Annotated in this window: 17 protein-coding genes; 7 read left to right on the top strand and 10 right to left on the bottom strand. The window is 57.7% G+C overall.

Annotated features, from left to right (window positions below; translation table 11 throughout):
- The first annotated feature begins 28 nt into the window (after positions 1 to 28).
- Complete coding sequence (locus O2597_RS14995; RefSeq protein ID WP_269526125.1) at positions 29 to 1,423, top strand: CCA tRNA nucleotidyltransferase; 1,395 nt, start codon at positions 29 to 31, stop codon at positions 1,421 to 1,423.
- Positions 1,424 to 1,586: 163 nt separating this feature from the next.
- Here the strand turns inward: O2597_RS14995 and O2597_RS14990 are convergent, their stop codons facing one another.
- The 8 genes from O2597_RS14990 to O2597_RS14955 form a co-directional block, all read right to left on the bottom strand.
- Positions 1,587 to 2,663 carry a sulfate ABC transporter substrate-binding protein gene (locus O2597_RS14990; RefSeq protein ID WP_269526123.1) on the bottom strand — a complete coding sequence of 359 codons (1,077 nt, stop codon included), beginning with the start codon at positions 2,661 to 2,663 and terminating at the stop codon, positions 1,587 to 1,589.
- 21 nt (positions 2,664 to 2,684) lie between these two features.
- Entirely contained in the window at positions 2,685 to 3,725 is a 1,041-nt protein-coding gene (locus tag O2597_RS14985; RefSeq protein ID WP_269526121.1) for a sulfate/molybdate ABC transporter ATP-binding protein, read from the bottom strand.
- Positions 3,722 to 4,666: a sulfate ABC transporter permease subunit CysW gene (cysW, locus tag O2597_RS14980; RefSeq protein WP_269526119.1), complete on the bottom strand. Its 945-nt coding sequence runs from the start codon at positions 4,664 to 4,666 to the stop codon at positions 3,722 to 3,724. The genes O2597_RS14985 and cysW overlap by 4 nt, the downstream gene beginning before the upstream one ends.
- A 40-nt stretch (positions 4,667 to 4,706) precedes the next feature.
- Complete coding sequence (gene cysT / locus O2597_RS14975; RefSeq protein WP_269526117.1) at positions 4,707 to 5,564, bottom strand: sulfate ABC transporter permease subunit CysT; 858 nt, start codon at positions 5,562 to 5,564, stop codon at positions 4,707 to 4,709.
- A 43-nt stretch (positions 5,565 to 5,607) separates the two neighbouring features.
- A complete protein-coding gene (locus O2597_RS14970; RefSeq protein ID WP_269526115.1) occupies positions 5,608 to 6,609 on the bottom strand; it encodes a sulfate ABC transporter substrate-binding protein in 1,002 nt (333 codons plus the stop codon).
- Positions 6,610 to 6,648: 39 nt separating this feature from the next.
- A complete protein-coding gene (locus O2597_RS14965; RefSeq protein WP_269526113.1) occupies positions 6,649 to 8,004 on the bottom strand; it encodes an OprO/OprP family phosphate-selective porin in 1,356 nt (451 codons plus the stop codon).
- 120 nt (positions 8,005 to 8,124) lie between these two features.
- Positions 8,125 to 8,310 carry a YezD family protein gene (locus O2597_RS14960; protein WP_269526111.1) on the bottom strand — a complete coding sequence of 62 codons (186 nt, stop codon included), beginning with the start codon at positions 8,308 to 8,310 and terminating at the stop codon, positions 8,125 to 8,127.
- Positions 8,307 to 8,894, bottom strand: a complete 588-nt coding sequence (locus O2597_RS14955; RefSeq protein WP_269526109.1) for an RrF2 family transcriptional regulator — start codon at positions 8,892 to 8,894, stop codon at positions 8,307 to 8,309. The genes O2597_RS14960 and O2597_RS14955 overlap by 4 nt, the downstream gene beginning before the upstream one ends.
- Positions 8,895 to 9,064: 170 nt before the next feature.
- On the opposite strand from O2597_RS14955, the gene polA reads away from it, so the two are divergent.
- The 5 genes from polA to O2597_RS14930 all read left to right on the top strand — a co-directional run bounded on the left by polA (position 9,065) and on the right by O2597_RS14930 (position 14,457).
- A complete protein-coding gene (gene polA / locus O2597_RS14950; protein WP_269526107.1) occupies positions 9,065 to 11,854 on the top strand; it encodes a DNA polymerase I in 2,790 nt (929 codons plus the stop codon).
- A gap of 31 nt (positions 11,855 to 11,885) precedes the next feature.
- Positions 11,886 to 12,494 carry a hypothetical protein gene (locus O2597_RS14945; protein ID WP_269526105.1) on the top strand — a complete coding sequence of 203 codons (609 nt, stop codon included), beginning with the start codon at positions 11,886 to 11,888 and terminating at the stop codon, positions 12,492 to 12,494.
- Positions 12,495 to 12,507: 13 nt separating this feature from the next.
- Positions 12,508 to 12,819, top strand: a complete 312-nt coding sequence (locus O2597_RS14940; RefSeq protein ID WP_269526103.1) for a ribonuclease III domain-containing protein — start codon at positions 12,508 to 12,510, stop codon at positions 12,817 to 12,819.
- Between the two features lie 83 nt (positions 12,820 to 12,902).
- Positions 12,903 to 13,544, top strand: a complete 642-nt coding sequence (locus O2597_RS14935) for a hypothetical protein (RefSeq protein ID WP_269526101.1) — start codon at positions 12,903 to 12,905, stop codon at positions 13,542 to 13,544.
- Between the two features lie 13 nt (positions 13,545 to 13,557).
- A complete protein-coding gene (locus tag O2597_RS14930) occupies positions 13,558 to 14,457 on the top strand; it encodes a chorismate transformation FkbO/Hyg5 family protein (protein WP_269526099.1) in 900 nt (299 codons plus the stop codon).
- An 18-nt stretch (positions 14,458 to 14,475) separates the two neighbouring features.
- Here the strand turns inward: O2597_RS14930 and O2597_RS14925 are convergent, their stop codons facing one another.
- Positions 14,476 to 15,954 carry an FAD-binding oxidoreductase gene (locus tag O2597_RS14925; protein ID WP_269526097.1) on the bottom strand — a complete coding sequence of 493 codons (1,479 nt, stop codon included), beginning with the start codon at positions 15,952 to 15,954 and terminating at the stop codon, positions 14,476 to 14,478.
- Positions 15,955 to 16,003: 49 nt separating this feature from the next.
- Here O2597_RS14925 and O2597_RS14920 point away from each other — a divergent pair, with 49 nt between their 5' ends.
- Positions 16,004 to 18,034: an FAD-dependent oxidoreductase gene (locus O2597_RS14920; RefSeq protein WP_269526095.1), complete on the top strand. Its 2,031-nt coding sequence runs from the start codon at positions 16,004 to 16,006 to the stop codon at positions 18,032 to 18,034.
- A gap of 20 nt (positions 18,035 to 18,054) precedes the next feature.
- On the opposite strand, the gene O2597_RS14915 is transcribed toward O2597_RS14920, so the two are convergent.
- Positions 18,055 to 19,206: a hybrid sensor histidine kinase/response regulator gene (locus O2597_RS14915; RefSeq protein WP_269526093.1), complete on the bottom strand. Its 1,152-nt coding sequence runs from the start codon at positions 19,204 to 19,206 to the stop codon at positions 18,055 to 18,057.
- Between the last annotated feature and the right edge of the window lie 64 nt (positions 19,207 to 19,270).

The following is a 19,270-nucleotide window of genomic DNA, read 5'->3' as shown; positions in this document are numbered from 1 at the left end:
GGAAGAGGTAACGAGCTGAATCGATCCCATGACTTTGACGGTATTAGACAACATTGCGCCCAAACAACGAAAGGCCTGCATGCAGGTCGCCGAACTCCTGCGGGATGCCGGGGGACGAGCCCTGCTGGTCGGAGGCTGTGTCCGCGACGCCTTGCTCGGCCTGCCCTGCAAGGATGTGGACATCGAAGTCTATGGCCTGTCGCCCGACCATGTCGAAAGCACGCTCAAGCCACATTTCCGCCTGGATACAGTTGGCCGGGCATTCGGGGTCTTCATCCTCAAAGGCAAGGAGATCGACTTGGCTCTGCCGCGCCGAGAATCCAAAACCGGCCCCAAACACACCGACTTCGTAGTCGAAGGCGACCCGGACATGAAGCCGGAGGAAGCCGCCGCCCGGCGTGATTTCACCATCAACGCCATCGCCTACGATCCCCTGTCCGACGAATGGCTGGACCCTTTCGGGGGCCGGGACGACCTCCGTGCCGGACGCCTGCGCCATGTCTCGGCCGCCTTTGGAGAAGATGCCCTACGGGTGCTGCGCGGCATGCAATTCATCGCCCGATTCTTACTCACGCCCGCTCCGGAAACGATCAAGATCTGTCGTGAACTGGATCCCAGGCACCTACCGGCGGAACGCCTCTGGGAAGAATGGAAGAAACTCATACTCAAAGGTCAGAAGCCCTCCGCCGGACTCGAATTTCTCCATGCCTGCGACTGGCTGCAGTACTTTCCAGAGCTTGAAGCGCTGGTCGGCTGCGAGCAGGACCCACATTGGCACCCTGAAGGTGATGTCTGGAAGCATACCCTGCACTGCCTCGATGCCTATGCACGCAACCGCATCGGCGACGAATGGGAAGACCTCATTGTCGGGCTCGCCGTGCTCTGTCATGATTTCGGCAAACCGACGACCAGCTATGTGGATGAAAAAACCGGACGTATCCGCAGCCCTCGTCATGACGTGCAGGGCGTGCCGGTCGCACGTACCTTTCTGGAACGCATGACTCGGCAAAAGAAGGTCTTCGAGGAAGTCCTGCCCCTGGTCGAACAACACATGCGCCCGCTGGCCCTCTACCGCGACGGCGCGGGAGATTCCGCCGTACGCCGGCTGGCCGCCCGGGTCAAACGCGTCGACCGCCTCACCCGTGTCGCGTATGCGGACAAGTGCGGGCGGCCTCCGATCGAGGTCGACAGCAATCCCGAGGGCGAATGGCTGCTGGCCAAGGCCAAAGCGCTGGAAATTCAGGACAATGCGCCAAAGCCGATTCTGCTGGGCCGGCACCTGCTCGAGCTTGGCGCCAAACCGGGGCCCACGTTCAGCCGCATGCTGGATGACGCCTACGAAGCCCAACTCGACGGCAAGTTCCACGACGAAGCAAGCGGGCGCGCCTATCTACGGAAAGCTTACCAAAACCACAGCGCCTGAACCGGGTTTCCCGGCCGCCGACCGGGCAGGAACCATACGGCACAATTCGAATCGGTGATCCGGTACCGGCCTCATGCTTGGAACAAATCGACCGCTCCCCTCCCCGGCAAAGGATCCGCTCTTCGGCAGCAAGAGCCCATTGCTGAAACTGTGGCGCTAGCTGCTACTCACTCCCACCGGTTCGCGCTTTTTTCAGGGCCTGTATCCGTTCAAAGCTCCCCTCCGGACCGAGATGCTGCCGCCAAGCCTCATCCCAGCTCCCAAAAGCGCTCTCGACCCGGAAGCGCTCGATGTCCGGAAGCACGCCAGTCTCTCCGTTCACGCGAAACCCATACCTGCTTGCCAGCAGCTGGCCACCTTCGCTGAAAAGAAGTTCCAGATAACGCTGGCTCCAAAGCTCTGCCTCATGTTCCCGGGCATGCATGGGCAATACGCTGACCACAGGTTCCGCCCGGATGCTGAATCCGGGGTATACCACCTCGACTCCGGAATCAACATCCATGCCTGCAAGGTAGCCCTGTGCTTCGCTTTCCCAAGTCAACAGGACATCGTCCATAAAATTGGCAAGAAAGGCTGATAATGAGTGGCGTGCTCCCGACTCAATGTAACGAATGCGCGCCGCCACCGCGTCAAACGACTCCTGGCTGCCCGGTTCAACCGGCATCCTTCGGAAGGACTCAACCAGCGCGAGATAGGCATAACGCCCGGCCGCACTCACCCGGGGCGAAGGCATCACCGTGCGCACCTCCAGGCGCCGCAGGTCCTCCCAACCTGTAATTCCCTTCGGATTCCCACGCCGGACCAGAAAAACGATGGTTGAGGAAAACGGAGAGGCCCCGTCCGGATACCGTTCCTGCCAGTCAGGCGGCACATCATATCCTCCGCGCACCAGCTCCATCATTTCGAAGGGACTGCCTAGACAGATCAGATCCGCCACCACTCCCTCGGTCAGCGAACGGGCCTGACGCACCGATCCGGCGTGTAGCGTCATCACCCGGGGCGGCGATTGCCCCTCCCAATCCATGGCTTGATAAGCCAGATCCAACTCATGCTGAAACTCACGGCTGGCATCAAAGGACAAGACGCGCAGGACCGGCCCCGAAGCGACAAAGAAGTGGAACCAGACCGCCCCGAGCAGCAACAGCGTCGCGACCGAAACAATCAAGGCCATGCGCCGACGCAAGAGATCGTAACGACCGCCGTGCTCCGTGGCCTGATCCGCTTTTTCATACAGGCTCATGATTCATTTTCCGCAAATAATCTAAGCTGGAGTGGACAAAAGTTCAACAAGTTCCGAACGTCCCTCAGCGTTCCGGGCAAAGACACGGGTGTGCCGGAATCCGACTCGGACGAGCTGGCCAGACGCGATCTTCAGTACGGAAAGATCTGCACGCGAGATTTCCGCTTCCAGCAAATCGGCCCCCATCTGTAGCGTCACGCGCCCCACACTTCCGGCTGAAAACACATGCAAGACCTTGGCTTCCATTCCAAATGGTGCAGTCAATGGTCCAATTTCGATATCATGTGGCCTCACATAGTAGGTATCCCCATTCATGCCCAGTCCCTTCAAACGGTTCACATTTCCCATAAATTCGATCACAAACGGAGAAGCCGGATAATCAAAAACTTCCTGAGGGCTGCCCACCTGCTCGACCCGCGCATGGTTCATGACAACCACTTCATCTGCCAACTCCAGCGCTTCCTCCTGGTCATGCGTCACAAAAACCGTGGTCAAGCCAATCCGCTCGTGGAAGGTACGAAGCCAACGACGAAGGTCCTTCCGGACTTTCGCATCCAATGCACCGAAGGGTTCATCCAAAAGGAGGATCTTGGGCTCAACCGCCAAGGCGCGTGCCAGCGCCACGCGTTGCCGTTGCCCACCGGACAGTTGCCCCGGCAGACGGCGCTCGTAGCCATTCAGTTGAACCAGATCCAGCAATTCGAGCACCCGCCGACGGATCACCGCCTTCTCGGGACGTCTTGCCTTTGGCCGCACTTTGAGGCCGAAGGCGATGTTGTCAGCCACCGTCATGTGCCGGAAGAGCGCATAGTGTTGAAATACCATGCCGACTCCGCGATGACGCACCGGCAGTTCTGAAACCGCTTCGCCGTGAAAGCGGATTTCACCACTGCCCGCATCCGGAAACTCCAATCCGGCAAGGATTCGTAGCAAAGTGGTTTTGCCCGAACCGCTGGGTCCGACCAAAGCGACGAGTTGGCCACTGGAAATGTCCAAAGACACGGAATCCAAGGCGACGGTCGCGCCAAAATGCTTGGATATGTTTTCGATGTGTATGCTCATAATGGGTTATCGGTTGAAGCGAGGGCCATGGGGGGATTATCGGGCTCACGTTCACCCTCAGGCAGTTCGACCGCACGTTGCGTCCACAACTCGATCGCGGATTTCAAAACCAGCGTTACCAGTGCCAGCAAGGCGAGCAGTGAAGCCACGGCAAAGGCTGCCACGAAATTGTATTCGTTGTAGAGGATCTCGACGTGCAGCGGCATGGTATTGGTGGCCTCACGAATATGTCCGGAAACTACGGAGACCGCCCCGAACTCCCCCATCGCGCGGGCATTGCAAAGGATGACACCATAAAACAGGGGCCACTTGATATTGGGCAGGGTCACCCGGCAAAATGTCTGCCAACCGGAAGCACCGAGGGTCAAGGCCGCGTATTCCTCGTCATTGCCCTGGGACTGCATCGCCGGGATTAACTCCCGGGCAACAAAGGGAAAGGTGACAAACACCGTAGCCAGCACAATCCCGGGCACGGCAAAAATAACCTGCACATCGTGTGAGTCCAACCAGGGCCCCAGCCAACCATGCGCACCGAAAAGCAGGACATAAATCAAACCGGAGATGACTGGAGAAACCGCAAAGGGCAGATCGATCAGGCTTAGCAGGATGCTCTTGCCCGGAAACTCGTATTTCGCAATCCCCCAGCTGGCACAAAGACCGAAGACGGTATTCAGCGGCACGGCGATCGCCGACACCAGTAGGGTCAGTCGGATCGCATGCAGCGCCGCCGGTTCCACAAAAGCCTCAGCGTAAGCGCCCCATCCTTGCCGCAACGCCTCGTAAAAAATCGAGCACAACGGCAACAAGAGGAACAGTAGCAAAAACGCCAAAGCAACGGCGATCAACAACCCGCCGGTCCAAGGATTGCCGTTATCGGCAGTCCGGGAGTGCGACCTTCGACTTGCTTTCAATTTGAGTCGGGAATGTGTGGCTCCAGCCATATGTATCCTGTTTTGAGTAATGAAGTCAGCCCGGAAATCGTCAGCTGATCCGCCGGTGCGACCAGCGCTGTAGCAGGTTGATTCCAAAGAGCAGAAAGAAGGAGAAGAGCAACATGACCAGAGCGATTGCAGTCGCTCCGGCATAGTCGTATTGTTCCAGTTTCGAAACGATCAGTAGAGGCGCGATTTCAGTGCGCATCGGCATATTGCCGGAAATGAAAACGACCGATCCGTATTCCCCGATGCCACGGGCAAACGAGAGGGCGAAACCGGTCAAGAGTGCCGGCAAGAGAACAGGAAAAACCACCGAGCGGAAGATCCGGAAGCGCGAGGCACCGAGCGTCGCAGCCGCCTCTTCGAGCTCGCGGTCCAAATCCTCGATCACGGGCTGCACCGTGCGCACAACGAAAGGCAGGCCCACAAAGACCAACGCGACGCCGATGCCGATCGGGGTGAAGGCCACCTGCAGGCCCAAGCCTTCAAGCCAACTCCCCATCCAACCGTTGCGCGAGTAGATCGCGGTCAGCGCAATCCCGGCAACCGCCGTGGGCAAGGCGAAGGGCAGGTCCACCAACCCGTCCAGCAACCGCCGCCCCGGGAAGCGGTAGCGCACCAAGACCCAGGCCAGCAACAATCCGAAGAGCGCATTGACCAGGCCCGCAAAGAACGCCGTGCCGAAGCTCAAACGGTAGGCCGCGAGAACGCGGGGAGAGAAGCCGGCTTCAATGAAGCCGCGCCAGCCCATTCCCGCGCTCTCGACGAAAACCGTGGAGAGCGGAATCAGGACGATCAATCCCAGATAGACCAAACTCAAACCGAGGGTCAGGCGAAATCCGGGCAACACCCGTCGTTGTTTGAGTTTGCATCGCTTCGGGAAGTTGGAATTTTCCGTGTTCATAATTTAACTACATCCGATTGATCCGTTCGGAATATCCGCAAACCTACTTCAGGTAAATCCGGTCGAAAGTGCCACCGTCGTCGAAGTGGATCTTTTGCGCCTGTTGCCACCCACCGAAGGCCCCGTCGACGGTCACCATGCGAATATCGGGGAATCGAACCAGATCCTCCTTGTCCACAAATTCGGGATTGAATGGGCGGTAGTAATGCTTGGCCGCCAGACGTTGCGCATCCGCCCCATAGAGTCCCTTCAGGTAGGCCTGCGCCAACTCCAGATTGCCCGCAGGCATGGCATTGCCGTCAACTACCGTTACCGGCGGCTGGGCAAGAATGCTCAACGAAGGCACCACGATTTCAAACTCGTCCCGCCCCAGCTTTTCTTTGGCGAGAAAGGCTTCGTTCTCCCAGGAGAGAAAAACGTCGCCGATTCCCCGCTGCACGAATGTCGTGGTCGCGCCGCGGGCACCCGAATCGAGGACAGGCACGTTTCGGAAGAGGCGAGCCATGTAGTCATGGATCTTCACTGCATCGCCTTGATACCGGTCCGACGCCCACGCCCAGGCGGCCAGATAGTTCCATCGCGCGCCGCCCGATGTCTTCGGGTTGGGCGTGATCACTTCGATGCCGGGACGAATCAGGTCATCCCAGTCCCGAATGTCCTTCGGGTTCCCCTTCCGGACGAGAAAGACGATCGTTGACGTGTAAGGCGCGCTGCCATTGGGCAAGCGGCTTTGCCAATCCGGAGGAATCTTACCTGTTCGCTCGGCGATCGCATCGATATCGTAGGCCAATGCCAAGGTCACCACATCCGCTTTCAACCCGTCGATGACCGCCCGGGCTTGCTTACCGGCACCGCCGTGCGACTGGCGTATCCGGATACTTTCTCCGGTGCTCGCTTTCCACTGTTCGACGAAGACCTTGTTGTATTCCTGGTAAAATTCCCGGGTGGGATCGTAGGAGACATTCAGCAATTCACGTGCGCCGAACACGGGGACGACCGCCAGTAAGGCGACTAGTAATCCAATCGTTTTCTTGTAGGTATTCATAACAATTCCTTTCCATTTCATTTTCGCTCGTGCCCCGGACTAAAAGGCCAGCTGTATTCGGGTTATGAATACATGCTCGTCCTCCAGGGCGGCACCGCCACCGAATCGGGTGTAATCGTAAGAAAGCATAAGCCGGAGATTATCCTCCGGATACCAGCTCAGGAAGGTCCCGAAGTTGTCGGCCTTACGCGCACTGGCCAAAGGATCGGACAGCCGCGTGCCGGTATCACCGTCAAACACGTCCTCACTGACTTCTACCCCGGCAAGACGCACGCCAGCCATCCAGGCTCCGGTGCCGCCCTCACTCAGCGTGACACCGTCATCCAGCTTCACCCCGCCGAATCCGTTCGTGCCGCCGCGGAGCACCCACGAAGCGGTCAGGGTCCAACCGAGTGTCTCGACATCCCGCGCGATTCCGCCCCGGGAAAAGCGTTGTTCGTCAAGAATCAGTTCACCGAGGAGCCCGAAGGCGCCGTTGTAATAGTAGAAGTTCGGGTTGATCCGGCTGTGATCGCCGTCGGCTTCAACGCCGCTTGCATACCGGAAAAAAGTCTCACGCCCAGGTGTGCGTTGGCGCGGAACCGCCGCACCGTCTTCGTTCCCGAAGCTGAAACCGAGACCGAAGCCAAGCCCCGCAAGCAGGGAATCGCTCTCATTCACCCAAGGCGTTGCAAACAGTCGGGCGGACATGGATTTCTGATTTCCGGTATCGGCATCGGGCCGACCGTCGTTTTCAGCTCCGTTGAAAACACCAATCTCATAGAGCAAGGTGGAATCGAAGAGTTTGCCGCTTGCTTGAATCCCGTTGTCCCGGGTCGGTGTCAGGTTTGACGCCAGACCACGTTCAACGGATGCCGTATTCGCATATCCCTGCAAGCGCTCCAGTCCCACACTGGTCTTCTGCAAGCCGGCACGCAGCCGCAAGGCATCGGAGTAGGTATAGCGCAGGTAGCTGTCGTAAAGTCCGCTGCTCTCGAAATCGTATTGCAAGCGAAAATCCCAGTCCTTGTGCAATGTCCCCCGTAACGAAGGCCTCGCACGACGAAGGTCGAAGCTATCCGTGCCGCCATCACTGCCAAACCAGCGACTGTCGAACTGGACGGCACCGTCAAGGCGCAAACCGTATCGCCCGTCGGACGAGCTCAGGCGTAGCCCCTTCTCGTCCAAGCGTATTTCCGGCATTCGCTCCATGCGCGAACCGTTCGCTTCGATAAAGGACTGCGTCCGGCTTTGCCCTTGTTCCAGCTCCACAAGACGCCGATTGAGCGCGGCCAGCTGCTGCTTCAAGGATTCGATCTCGGTATCCGTTTGTGCCGCAGGAACGGTCGGCGCGCCCGCAAGCAAAGCCAACGCGAGGACCGTGCCCCCCCGGCGGTAAATCTTGTTTGTAATCATCTAGTTTCTTTCCTTTTCGGAACGAAACCTCCGGATGTCCGGTCAGATGCGTTGATATCTCTATCGTTTTTATCGTTGCCGCCGGTTTATTCCCGGTAGGCCTTAAATTATTTATCTCGATCAACCCAGCGGGTTGCTCGCCGGTGAGCGATCCTCCAACCGGGTCTTTTCTGTGACTTCGATCTGGGTGACCTTCCCTTCGTGGACCACGATCTGGACCACGCCGAAACGGATGCCGGCCACCTTCCCGGCGACGATCTCCATCCATTGCTTGCGCGATGGTGTTTGGATTGAATTCGTTTTCATTTGTCCATTCCCTTCATAGCCGAGGTCAATTCGGCAAGAAAACCTTCCTTCGGATCCACCGGGTTGAAATCGGCGGCCCGGCTTAGGGCCCGTGTCAGATCGGCCTCCTCCCCCTCTGTATCGGCAAATGGCAAGGCCCCCCCATTACGGCGGATCTTGCGTAATGTCACCTCCACGACATTGGCCAATGTATAGCGGTCGAGAATGTTTGAAATCGCATTGCGCACATCGATCATGAGCATGCGCAGTCCGCAGTGCGTTTCGTCCGGACAACTGCACTTTTCGTAGGCGGTCTGGCTCGCACAGGCAATCGGCGCCAGCTTCCCATCCACATGGCGGATAATGTCGCCGATCCGAATCGAATCCATCGACCGCGCCAAATAATAGCCGCCGTATTTGCCGCGCTTTGTATCGATGAATCCCCCCGTCCGGAGCGAAAACAAGATCTGCTCGAGGAACTTCAAGGGCAGCTTCTCGCTCTCGGCGAGCTCTGTCACGCTCAGGTGTGGGCGTCCCAACTCCTGAGCCAAGCCTAGCTTGATCAAGGAGCGTAACGCGTATTCACCTTTACGGGTTAAATTCATAATAACTCAATGTTGATAGATTAAGTATAGTTTAAACCTCGAATAGCAAGTCCAATTTTATTTTCATTTTTCATCGGTGCTCGGCATTCGATTAAATGCCTGAATGACAGGCCATACACTTTCCGCATTCAATGTTCGACGTCCGACGTTCAATGTTCGACGTTTTCCCCATGTCCAAAACCCTTTACCTGCTCGATGGAATGGCACTCGCCTACCGCGCCCATTTTGCGCTAATCCGCAGCCCCATCTACACCTCGAAAGGCTTTAATACCTCCGCAATTTTCGGTTTTACCGGCACGCTGATCGAGCTGATGACGAATCAGAAGCCCAGCCATCTAGCCGTGGTGTTCGACACCTCGGCTCCGACGGAGCGCCATGAACTGCACCCCGCGTACAAGGCCCAGCGTGAAGAAATGCCGGAGGATCTGGCTGCCGCGCTCCCCCACCTCGACCGCATCGCCGAGGCATTCGGCATTCCGGTCCTGAAAATGGACGGCTACGAAGCCGACGATATCATCGGCACCTTGGCACATCGTGCGGAAGCGGACGGCTTCGACGAGATCTACATGGTCACCCCGGACAAGGACTTCGGCCAGCTCGTCACGGAAAAGATCAAGATGTACCGCCCCTCCCGCAAAGGCGACGGCGCGGAGATCTGGGGCGTGCCGGAAATCTGCGAGAAATGGGGGATCGAGCGGGTCGAGCAAGTCATCGACATGCTGGGCTTGTGCGGGGATGTCTCCGACAACATCCCCGGCGTCCCGGGGATCGGACCTAAAACCGCCGAAAAGCTCCTGAAACAATATGACAGCGTCGAGAACCTGATCGCACATGTCGACGAATTGAAGGGCAAGCAGCAGGAGCGGGTGCGCGACAATGCCGAACAGGCCCTGCTCTCCAAAAAACTCGCCACCATCCAACTCGATGTGCCGATCGACTGCGACTGGGACAGCCTCAAGCTGGACGAGCCCAGCAAGGACAAACTGGTGCCGATCTTTACCGAGTTCGAATTCCGCACACTCGGCAAACGGATCTTCGGCAGCGACTTTTCCGTCCAGGAAGCCGCCAACGATCTGGTCCTCATGAGCGAGGACGACGAAAAGGCGACCGCCAAGGGCACGGCCCCCGCCGGACAAATCGAGCTCCTGCCGGATATCCAATTCAAGAAACTGGCCGACCTGAAGACCAATTATCGGATTGCCGACAACCAAGACTCGCTCTCGGAGTTGGTCGGTGAATTGCGTTCGGCCGGCTACTTCGCCTTCGACACCGAGACCACCGCACTCAACCCCCGTGCCGCCGGTCTGGTCGGTTTCTCATTCTCAACCAAGCCCCACAGCGGCTGGTGGGTCCCGGCAACTGAAGCATCCATTGAAGCGTTGCGTCCGGTCTTTGCCGACGCCAAGCTCAAGAAAATCGGGCACAACCTGAAGTTCGACCTCTCGGTCTTGGCTGAAAAAGACTGCCCGGTCGAAGGGCCCTGCTACGATACGATGCTGGCCCATGCCCTGATCGACCCCGAGCAGCGACACAACCTCGACACCCTGGCCGAAGACTACCTCCAGTATTCCACCATCCGGTTCAGCGACTTGGTGCCGGATGCCAAGAAGGGCGCGATGGTCGATTACAGCCGAGTCGACCCCAAAGCGCTGGCCGACTACGCAACCGAAGACGCCGACGTGACCTTGCAACTCTGGCAGCTCTTTGAACCGAAACTGGAAGAGACCGGACAGGCCAAAGTCTTCTACGAGATCGAGACACCACTGCTGCCCGTGCTCGTGAGCATGGAACTCGAAGGCATCGTGCTCTGTGAAGACACCCTCAAGGACATCAGCCGCTCCTTTGAAGGCCACATCGTCGAATTGCAGGAAGCGGTCTACCAGGCCGCCGGACGCGAGTTCAACCTCAACTCCCCCAAGCAGCTAGGCGAAGTGCTTTTCGACGAACTCAAGCTGGTGGAAAAGCCGAAGAAGACAAAAACCGGACAATATGCCACCAACGAGCAGGTGCTCTCCTCCCTCGCCCCCAAGCACAAGATCGTCGCCGACCTACTCGAATACCGTCAGCTCACGAAACTGAAGAGCACCTACATCGATGCGCTGCCGCAAGCGGTCGACCCGGTCAGCCACCGGATCCATACGCATTACGGGCAGGTGCAAACCGCCACCGGCCGCCTTTCCTCCAACGACCCGAACCTGCAGAATATCCCCGTCCGCAGCGAACGAGGCCGTGAGATCCGCAAGGCTTTCGTCCCGCGCAAAGGCTGGAAACTGCTTTCCGCAGACTATTCGCAAATCGAACTTCGCATCCTCGCCGCCCTGACCGGCGATGCAGGCCTCCTCTCCGCATTCCAGGAAGGCCGGGACATTCACACCGCGACCGCAGGCAAGATATTCGAGGTCGCCCCGGACGAGGTCACCCGAGAGCAACGAAGCACGGCCAAGATGGTCAATTTCGGCATCCCTTACGGCATCTCTGCCTTCGGGCTCGCCCAGCGCCTCGGCACCGTCAGCCGCACCGAGGCACAGGCCATCATCGACAGCTACTTCGCCCAGTTCCCCGGCATCCCCGGCTACATGCAGGCCCAGCAGGAATCCGCCAAGGAGAAGGGCTATGTCGAAACCGTCACCGGACGCCGCCGCTACCTGCGCGACATCAACTCGAGCAACGGCACCGTGCGTGCCGCCGCCGAACGCAACGCCATCAACATGCCCATCCAGGGAACCGCCGCCGACATGATCAAGCTGGCCATGGCGCGTATCCAAAAATCCATGTCGCAAAAGGCCCTGAAAAGCCGCATGCTCCTGCAGGTACACGACGAACTCGTCTTCGAGATGCACCCGGACGAGGAAAGCACACTCCGCGAACTCGTAACCGAGGGCATGGTCGACGCACTCGAACTCGCCTGCCCCATCGAGATCGAAATCGGCACCGGCGACAACTGGCTGGAAGCACATTGATCCAACGGCTCTCCAGGCTCACAAAGATACCATGCAAAAATTAAGACTGCCCCTATTGCTCCTCCCCCTCTTATCGATGGCAGGATGCTTCGTCATCTCGCTGCATCCAGCATACCAAGACAGTGACATCATCGAACATAAAAGCCTACAGGGCAGTTGGAAGGTGGAGAATAAGGAAGTATGGACTTTTACTGCCGAGGCAGACGGCAAACTCTATCATCTCGCAACGACCGATTTGGACGAGAAGCACGGTTATTTCACCGCAACTCCTTTCAAACTGGAAAACCATATTTTCATAGCGCTTCGACCAGACCGTGACGCAGACGAAATGGCTTCCAGCAATGTTTTCTATCAAATACATAACATACCGGCACATTCCTTTATCCAGCTCGTTGAAAGCGAAACCGGAATAACCCTCAGACTACCGAGTTACGACTGGCTCGACGATTACCTGGAAGAGCATCCGGAAGAACTCAAGCATGAGCGCATGGATGGTGGGTTTGTCGTTGTCACCGCAACGACCGACGAACAGCAGGCATTTTGGTTGAAGCACATGAATACACTGGATGCCTTTTACGAGAGTCCGATGCAAAGGGCCACGAGCCCAACAAACACAAACAACGATTCTGTAGATCAATAATACGACCTAAACCATGACCGAAGACGAAAAACGAAGCCAGGCCTGGATCGGCGATGCCGTGCTCGCGCTCTATGCCCGTAAGTGGATCCTGAAACAAAGCGACATTACGCCCAAGCAACGGGCGAGCGTCTTCACCGAAATGACCTCCAACCATTTCCTGAGTTCCCTGGGCGAACCGACCGCGATGGAAGCCAAAATCGGGGTGGTCTATGAATCCGAGGGCCTCCAGGCCGCCTTCGATTACATCGAAAGCAAGTTCCTGCCCGTCTTCCTCAAACAACGCAACCGGCAGAGACGTCCCGGCAGCTACCGAAACAAGAAGTAAGCCCCTGCAGATGCACGGGTGATCATTTTAACTTCCACGCTTGCTCTGCCCGATTTTCAGTAAACCTTAATAGCGTATCATTTATGAAACGCTACCTTCCGGCTCTTGGCGGCCTCTTACTCGCCTTGTATTCAACCATACTGCTCTTGACCGAGTACAAATTCGGGCAGGACACGGTACGCATCTTCTTCGGCGATCTGCCCGGGGCCGGACGTTTCCACTATTTCAATACCAGCCTCTGCTATCTCCTCTTCTGTGGAACCGGTCTACTCTTCCTCGTGGCCGCCAGTTTTCAACCGGACGACGCTGGCCCGCGCCAAGGGACCTTTCTTTTCTCTCAAGTTATCATCTTCGGCTATCTGGGCCTGGATGACCGCTATGTCCTGCATGAACAGATCGGCACCGCAATCGGCATCGACGATGTGTTTGTCCTCCTGGTACTCGGCGGCATGGAACTGACACTACTGCTGACTGCCGGGCGCACTTTCCTAAGAAGCAAGATGACGCTGGCCTGCCTCGGTCTGGCCGGCGGTTTCTTCGCGTTGATGGCGTTCTGCGACGGCGCGCTCCCCCTCGACATGCCCATGCGCTTATCGATGGAGGATCTCAGCAAGACATGGTCGGCCTTTTTCCTTTTTCTCTATGGCTGGACCGTACTCAAACAAGTGCTGAAGCCGGAAGACAGACAGCTGAAAGCTCACTCGACAAAGCCTACCGGAGCATAAAGCATGCGGCCCGATGTATTTGGACTTTAAATTCGGGCAAGCCAACTGTGAAGCCTTCCAGACCGGCGAACAACTGCTTGTCGCCCTAGCCAACCAGGACCTGGGCTCGGCGCTGGTGGAAAGCTGGGACTTTCCCGCCTTGCAAGCACGCCAAGGCAACCGATTCCACTGGCTGGAAGGACAAGGTTTCCGCATCGGGGCCTGTGCCGTTCCGGTGAATCCATCCAACCTGCAGGCACAGACCCAGGCCTGCTACACGGAGCTACTGGCGGTCTGCCGGGAGCAGGCACTTTACCGCATCTGGAATTTCGTGCCGCAGATCAACGAAGTGCCAACCGGCTCGATTGAGAACTACCAGGTCTTTTGCAAAGGGCGCTCGCTTGCATTCGAGGCGCAGTATGGCGCAGGCTTCGACCTGAAGCTGCCCGCCGCTTCCGCGGTGGGCACCAATGGCTCCCACCTGCTCGTGGTCGCGGTGACCGGCGAGGGTGAAGCGCTCCATCTGGAAAATCCGGACCAGACCCCGGCCTACCGCTATCCGGCTACCTACGGGCCACGGCCCCCCAGTTTTGCAAGGGCCACGGTCTGCACAAAGGCGGGACTCCCCAAGCTATTCATCTCCGGAACCTCCAGCATTCGAGGCAGCCGCAGCATCGGCACGAGCACGACCGAGCAACTCTCGATCACACTTGAAAACCTGAATAAGATCGAGGGCGCGTACCTCCGCCAGCAGGCCACATCCGTTCCGTACGCCCGGCGTATCCGGGTCTACCTGCGCAATCCCGAGGACAAAGCGATCGTCGCCGAGCAGTTGGCACAAGACTACCTGAAAGACCGGGACGAGGTCTTTTACCTACACGCCGACATCTGCCGCAAGGAGCTGCAGATTGAAATCGAAGTCACGCTCCTGTAGCCTCCCGGGATCGTCGGGCTAGCGGTGATCCCAGGGCAACTTCACCTGGACCGGGGTGTGATCCCACACCTCGAAGGGTTCAAAAATCTTTCCGGGGTTCAGTATGCCTTTCGGATCCAAGGCCTTCTTCACCGCCAGCATGGCATCCAACTCGGCCGGATTGTGCTGCATCCCCATGAAAGGTATCTTGGCCAATCCGATTCCGTGCTCTCCGGTAATGACACCTCCGAGGTCGACGACCTTCTGCATCAGTTTCTTGATGCCGGCCTTGGCCTTGCGGGCATCCGACTTGTTGCCCCGGTTGTACATGATATGCACATGCAGGTTGCCGTCCCCGGCATGACCGAAAGTCGGTGTCGCCAAACCGATTTCCTGTTTCAACTGGCGGGTATATCGGATCAGCTCGGCCTGCTTGTTCAGCGGAACCACGACATCCTCGTTCAACTTCGTATCGGCCAGCGAAAACATCGACTGCGAACAGGTCCGGCGCACCTTCCAGAGCTGCTCCGCATCGGACTCCTTCCGCGCTTCTCGGTAGGCCAGCGCACGGTCTTCCATAAAATCCAACAATTCCTTGCGTTGCCGGCGTACCTCAGCCGGAGTGCCATCGACCTCAATGAGAAGGATGGAGGATCCGGAGTAGCCCTCGAAGATAGGCTTGCCCGTATAAGTCTCGGCACAGCCCACGGACTGGCAGTCAAGAAACTCGCAAATGGACGGCTGGACCCCTGCCTTCAACATGCCGACAACCGCTTGAAGCGCCTTGGATTCGGACTTGAAAGCAAACATCCCGGTCCATCGCTTTTCCGGCTTGGCGATCAGCTTCAGTGTCGCCGAGGTGATGACACCAAGCGTCCCCTCCGAACCGATCCACAAGTCCTTGAGGTTCAGTCCGGAGACATACTTTTTGAGCGGCGCGCCCCAACGTACAAAGCTGCCATCCGCCAGGTAGCCTTCGAGGCCCAGCACATAGTCACGGGTCACCCCGTACTTCACACAGCGCATGCCGCCCGCATTGCAGGCGATGTTGCCACCAATGGTGGAGTATTTCTTGGAGGATGGATCCGGCGGAAAAAACAAGCCCCGGGCTTCGACCTTGGCTTGGACGTCGGCGGTCACCGCCCCGGGGCCAACCGTCACCATGCGGGCAACCGGATCGATCCGGACCGAATTCAACTTTGTCAAATCCAGCGCCCAGCCTCCTGCGACCGGTACCGCGGACCCCGTGGCCGAAGAACCCGCACCGCGCGGCGTCACCGCGATCCCGTTCGCATGCGCCAACTTAAGGACCACACCGACATCCTCAGGCTTTTCAACCGTGACAACCGCATCGGGCAAAAATGAAAGTCGTAGATTATCCAATGAGGCACGGAATCGGCTCTCATCGTCACATGCGACACATCCCGGCAAAGCCTGCTGCAGTTGTTCCAAGACCTGAACGGCCCTTTTCGTATTTCCTTTTGCCGCAACGGCTTTGATTGGCTTCGTTTTCTTCATCGCTCTAGTACGCTCCTCCTACCGACTTTAATCTACCCACTAGCCAAGGATGCAAAAGAAAAAGAAACTCGATCTTGAAATCGCCATACTCGGCGGCGGTTTCGCGGGCGTTTACTGTGCCCAAAACCTGGGCAAGGCTCTGAGCCGCAGTTCCCGCACGCGGATTGGTCTGATCTCCGATGAGAACTACATGGTCTTTCAGCCAATGCTGCCGGAAGTCGTAAGCGGCTCGCTCTCTCCCCGACACGTCGTCAATCCGGTACGCCACCTCTGCCGCGGCATTGAAGTCTACAAGGCCAGTGTCGAGAAAATCGACATCCGGAACAAGCAGCTTACCTTGCGACCCGGTCCTTTCTCGCCGGAAATTCTCATCCGGTTCAAGCACCTGGTGGTCGGACTCGGCGCCAAGGTGGATCTGGCCCGTGTTCCCGGCATGTCGGAACATGCCTTCCTCATGCAAAATGTGGGGGACGCGATGAAACTCCGGGCCACCGTTCTGGCCCGCTTCGAGGAGGCCAACCTGGTAACGGATCCGGATCAACGGCGACGCTTGCTGACCTTCGTCGTGGTGGGCGGCGGTTACTCGGGTGTCGAAACCGCAGGACAGATCTTAGACCTGTTCAGCGACATCAACAAGTACTACAGCAACGTCGGCTCCGAGGATTTTCATGTCTATCTCGTCCACAGCCGCGACCACCTGCTACCCACCCTCAGCCGTTCACTCGGGAAATACGCGCAGGAAAAACTCGCAGCCCGCGGGCTCAAGCTCTGCCTCGAACGGCGAGTGAAAGCAGTGACCGCCCATCAGGTGCAATTGGACGACGGCAGCCACATCGAAAGCAACACGATTATTTCCACAGTGGGAAACTCGCCCCACCCATTGGTGACCCAGCTCGCAGCCGAAACCGGCGTCGAAACCGTGCACGGCCGGATCAAGACCACCGAAACCCTACAAGTACCAGGCTATGACTGGCTCTGGGCGGCGGGCGATTGCGCAGCCGTTCCCATGCAGAACGGTGAGATCTGCCCTTCCACCGCCCAGTTCGCGATGCGTCAGGGCGCACTCCTGGGAAAGAACCTGAACGCCTTCCTCCGTGCTGAGAAAGTCAAGCCCTTCACCTTCAAAGGACTCGGCGAGCTCGCTGCGATCGGGCACCACACAGCGGTGGCCGAAGTGATGGGCATGAAGTTTTCCGGATTCATCGCATGGTGGATGTGGCGTACCATCTACCTGTCAAAGCTGCCCGGGCTCGACCGTAAACTCCGTGTCCTGATCGACTGGACACTCGACCTGTTCTTCCCAAGGGATATCAACCTGCTCAGTCCCCGCTATTCACGCACCCTGCAGGAAGCCTATCTACGGGAAGGTGATGTGCTTTTCCGGGCGGGCGAACCCGCGTTCTCCTTTTATGTGGTGAAGCGCGGCTGTATCCAGATCACAGATACCGGTGGCAAGCCGATTAAAACCGTATCCGCAGGCGAATTCTTCGGAGAGCGCGCCCTGCTCTCGGACCAGCACTGGCGCTTTACCGCAACCGCCGCCGAAGAAACGCAGCTCATCGGCCTCGGCAGCCAGGAGTTCAAAGCCATCCTCGAAAACAGCAAAGGGATGCGGCAAATGCTGGAGCGCTCCGCCGACCAGTACAGGTCCTCCCAGGAAATCGACCGCATGTGCGCCACACTGCCCGGCCATTTACTGGAACAGAGCGCCGACTCCATCATGACGCGCGAAATCGTCCGCCTCCGTACGGATGCCTCCATCATCGACACCCTCAAACGCTTCAACAGCGACCGCCATAGTTTCTACCCCTTGGAGGATGCAAGCACCGGCAGACTCAAAGGTGTTCTGGCGCGAGACGATTTCTACCACCATGTACAAATACACGGGTTGAACAGGGATGCGACCGTGGCAGCCATCCCGGCCACGGAACTACCCGTGGTACGTCCCCAGACATCCATCGCCGACTGTATCGAGACCATGACGCGGAGCGGAAGCAACAAGCTGCTGATCGCGGACGAATCCGACAAGCTACTCGGCCTGCTTTCGATCCGAGACGTACTGGCCGCTGCGGCAGAGTAAGCGAACCGGAAGACGACCGGCTAGACAGTCGGAACAGCCAGGACACCGGCATCCAACTCCAGCACAAAGCGCGAACCGCTACGATCCCGACGTGCTTCGTAATACACGTCCCCCTTATGCGACTGAGCGATCTTCTTGCAGATGGAGAGGCCTAATCCTGTACTGGTTTCATTGCCGGTCGGCTGGACCGAAGTCTTTCCGAAATCGGTGAACAACTTATGACGCTCTTCTTCGGGAATGCCCGGACCTTCGTCCTCCACGACAAGTTTCAGATTAACGCCTTGCTGCTCAGCGATAATCCGGACACGTGACTCCGGCGGCGAATACTTCACCGCATTGCTGAGCAGGTTGTCCACCAGACGGCGGAACTGCATCTTGTCGAGCATCAGCAAGTCCGCCACACCGCCTCGATCATCCAGCTCAAGCTTGATGCCCTTCTTATTGGCTGTGAATTGGTAAATATTCAGTGATGACGACACCAGATCCAAAACTTGGCAGGCCTCCAACTCTGAGCGTTCCTCGCCACTTTCGATGACCGACAAGTCGAGCAATTCATCCACCAACTGCAGCATCGAATCCGACGTGGACTGGATAGTGCGCGCCACATCCTTCTGTTCCTCGTTCAAAGGGCCCAGATCGGCCAGAAACTCGGAGAGTCCCCGGATAGAGGCCAGAGGATTGCGCAAATCGTGCGAAGCCACCCCGATAATGCGATTTTTTGCCAGATTCGCCTTCTTCAAGCCATCGATAAACTCACGCTGCAAGCGCATCAAGACGCGCATCTTCAAATGGTTCCGTATCCGCGCCAAGGCTTCATGCCGGTTGATCGGTTTGGTGATGTAGTCACTCCCGCCGGCATCCAAGCCCTCGACAATCGATCCTGTATCCGAGCGACCGGTCACAAAAATAATCGGGACCTCGTCCATACCAGCCAGGCTCTTGACCTTCCGACAGGTGAGAAATCCGTCAATCCCGTCCATCACCACGTCCAGCAGGATCAGGTCGGGCGCGTGGGCATTGATACACTCAATCGCCCGCTCGCCGGAAGCCGCCTCGTCGACAACGAATCCACTGCGCTCCAAGACCCGGCGCAGCAGCTTACGAATTATTTCATCATCGTCGACGACCAGAATACGAGAGGCGTCAATATTTACGTCTTCGGCAAGATTCACTAGGGCGAGGGTTTTAAATTAAGAATGCGTACACTTAAAGAGAGGCCCGCCGCCAAAGTCAAAC

The sequence above is a fragment of the Coraliomargarita parva genome (genome assembly GCF_027257905.1).
GTDB classification, from domain to species: Bacteria; Verrucomicrobiota; Verrucomicrobiia; order Opitutales; family Coraliomargaritaceae; genus Coraliomargarita_A; species Coraliomargarita_A parva.
This window is presented reverse-complemented; position numbering and strand designations above follow the sequence as displayed.

Coding starts and splice junctions, on each gene's coding strand:
- O2597_RS14995 (WP_269526125.1), top strand. CDS start 29: ATGACTTTGACGGTATTAGACAACATTGCGCCCAAACAACGAAAGGCC.
- O2597_RS14990 (WP_269526123.1), bottom strand. CDS start 2,663: ATGAGCCTGTATGAAAAAGCGGATCAGGCCACGGAGCACGGCGGTCGT.
- O2597_RS14985 (WP_269526121.1), bottom strand. CDS start 3,725: ATGAGCATACACATCGAAAACATATCCAAGCATTTTGGCGCGACCGTC.
- cysW (WP_269526119.1), bottom strand. CDS start 4,666: ATGGCTGGAGCCACACATTCCCGACTCAAATTGAAAGCAAGTCGAAGG.
- cysT (WP_269526117.1), bottom strand. CDS start 5,564: ATGAACACGGAAAATTCCAACTTCCCGAAGCGATGCAAACTCAAACAA.
- O2597_RS14970 (WP_269526115.1), bottom strand. CDS start 6,609: ATGAATACCTACAAGAAAACGATTGGATTACTAGTCGCCTTACTGGCG.
- O2597_RS14965 (WP_269526113.1), bottom strand. CDS start 8,004: ATGATTACAAACAAGATTTACCGCCGGGGGGGCACGGTCCTCGCGTTG.
- O2597_RS14960 (WP_269526111.1), bottom strand. CDS start 8,310: ATGAAAACGAATTCAATCCAAACACCATCGCGCAAGCAATGGATGGAG.
- O2597_RS14955 (WP_269526109.1), bottom strand. CDS start 8,894: ATGAATTTAACCCGTAAAGGTGAATACGCGTTACGCTCCTTGATCAAG.
- polA (WP_269526107.1), top strand. CDS start 9,065: ATGTCCAAAACCCTTTACCTGCTCGATGGAATGGCACTCGCCTACCGC.
- O2597_RS14945 (WP_269526105.1), top strand. CDS start 11,886: ATGCAAAAATTAAGACTGCCCCTATTGCTCCTCCCCCTCTTATCGATG.
- O2597_RS14940 (WP_269526103.1), top strand. CDS start 12,508: ATGACCGAAGACGAAAAACGAAGCCAGGCCTGGATCGGCGATGCCGTG.
- O2597_RS14935 (WP_269526101.1), top strand. CDS start 12,903: ATGAAACGCTACCTTCCGGCTCTTGGCGGCCTCTTACTCGCCTTGTAT.
- O2597_RS14930 (WP_269526099.1), top strand. CDS start 13,558: ATGTATTTGGACTTTAAATTCGGGCAAGCCAACTGTGAAGCCTTCCAG.
- O2597_RS14925 (WP_269526097.1), bottom strand. CDS start 15,954: ATGAAGAAAACGAAGCCAATCAAAGCCGTTGCGGCAAAAGGAAATACG.
- O2597_RS14920 (WP_269526095.1), top strand. CDS start 16,004: ATGCAAAAGAAAAAGAAACTCGATCTTGAAATCGCCATACTCGGCGGC.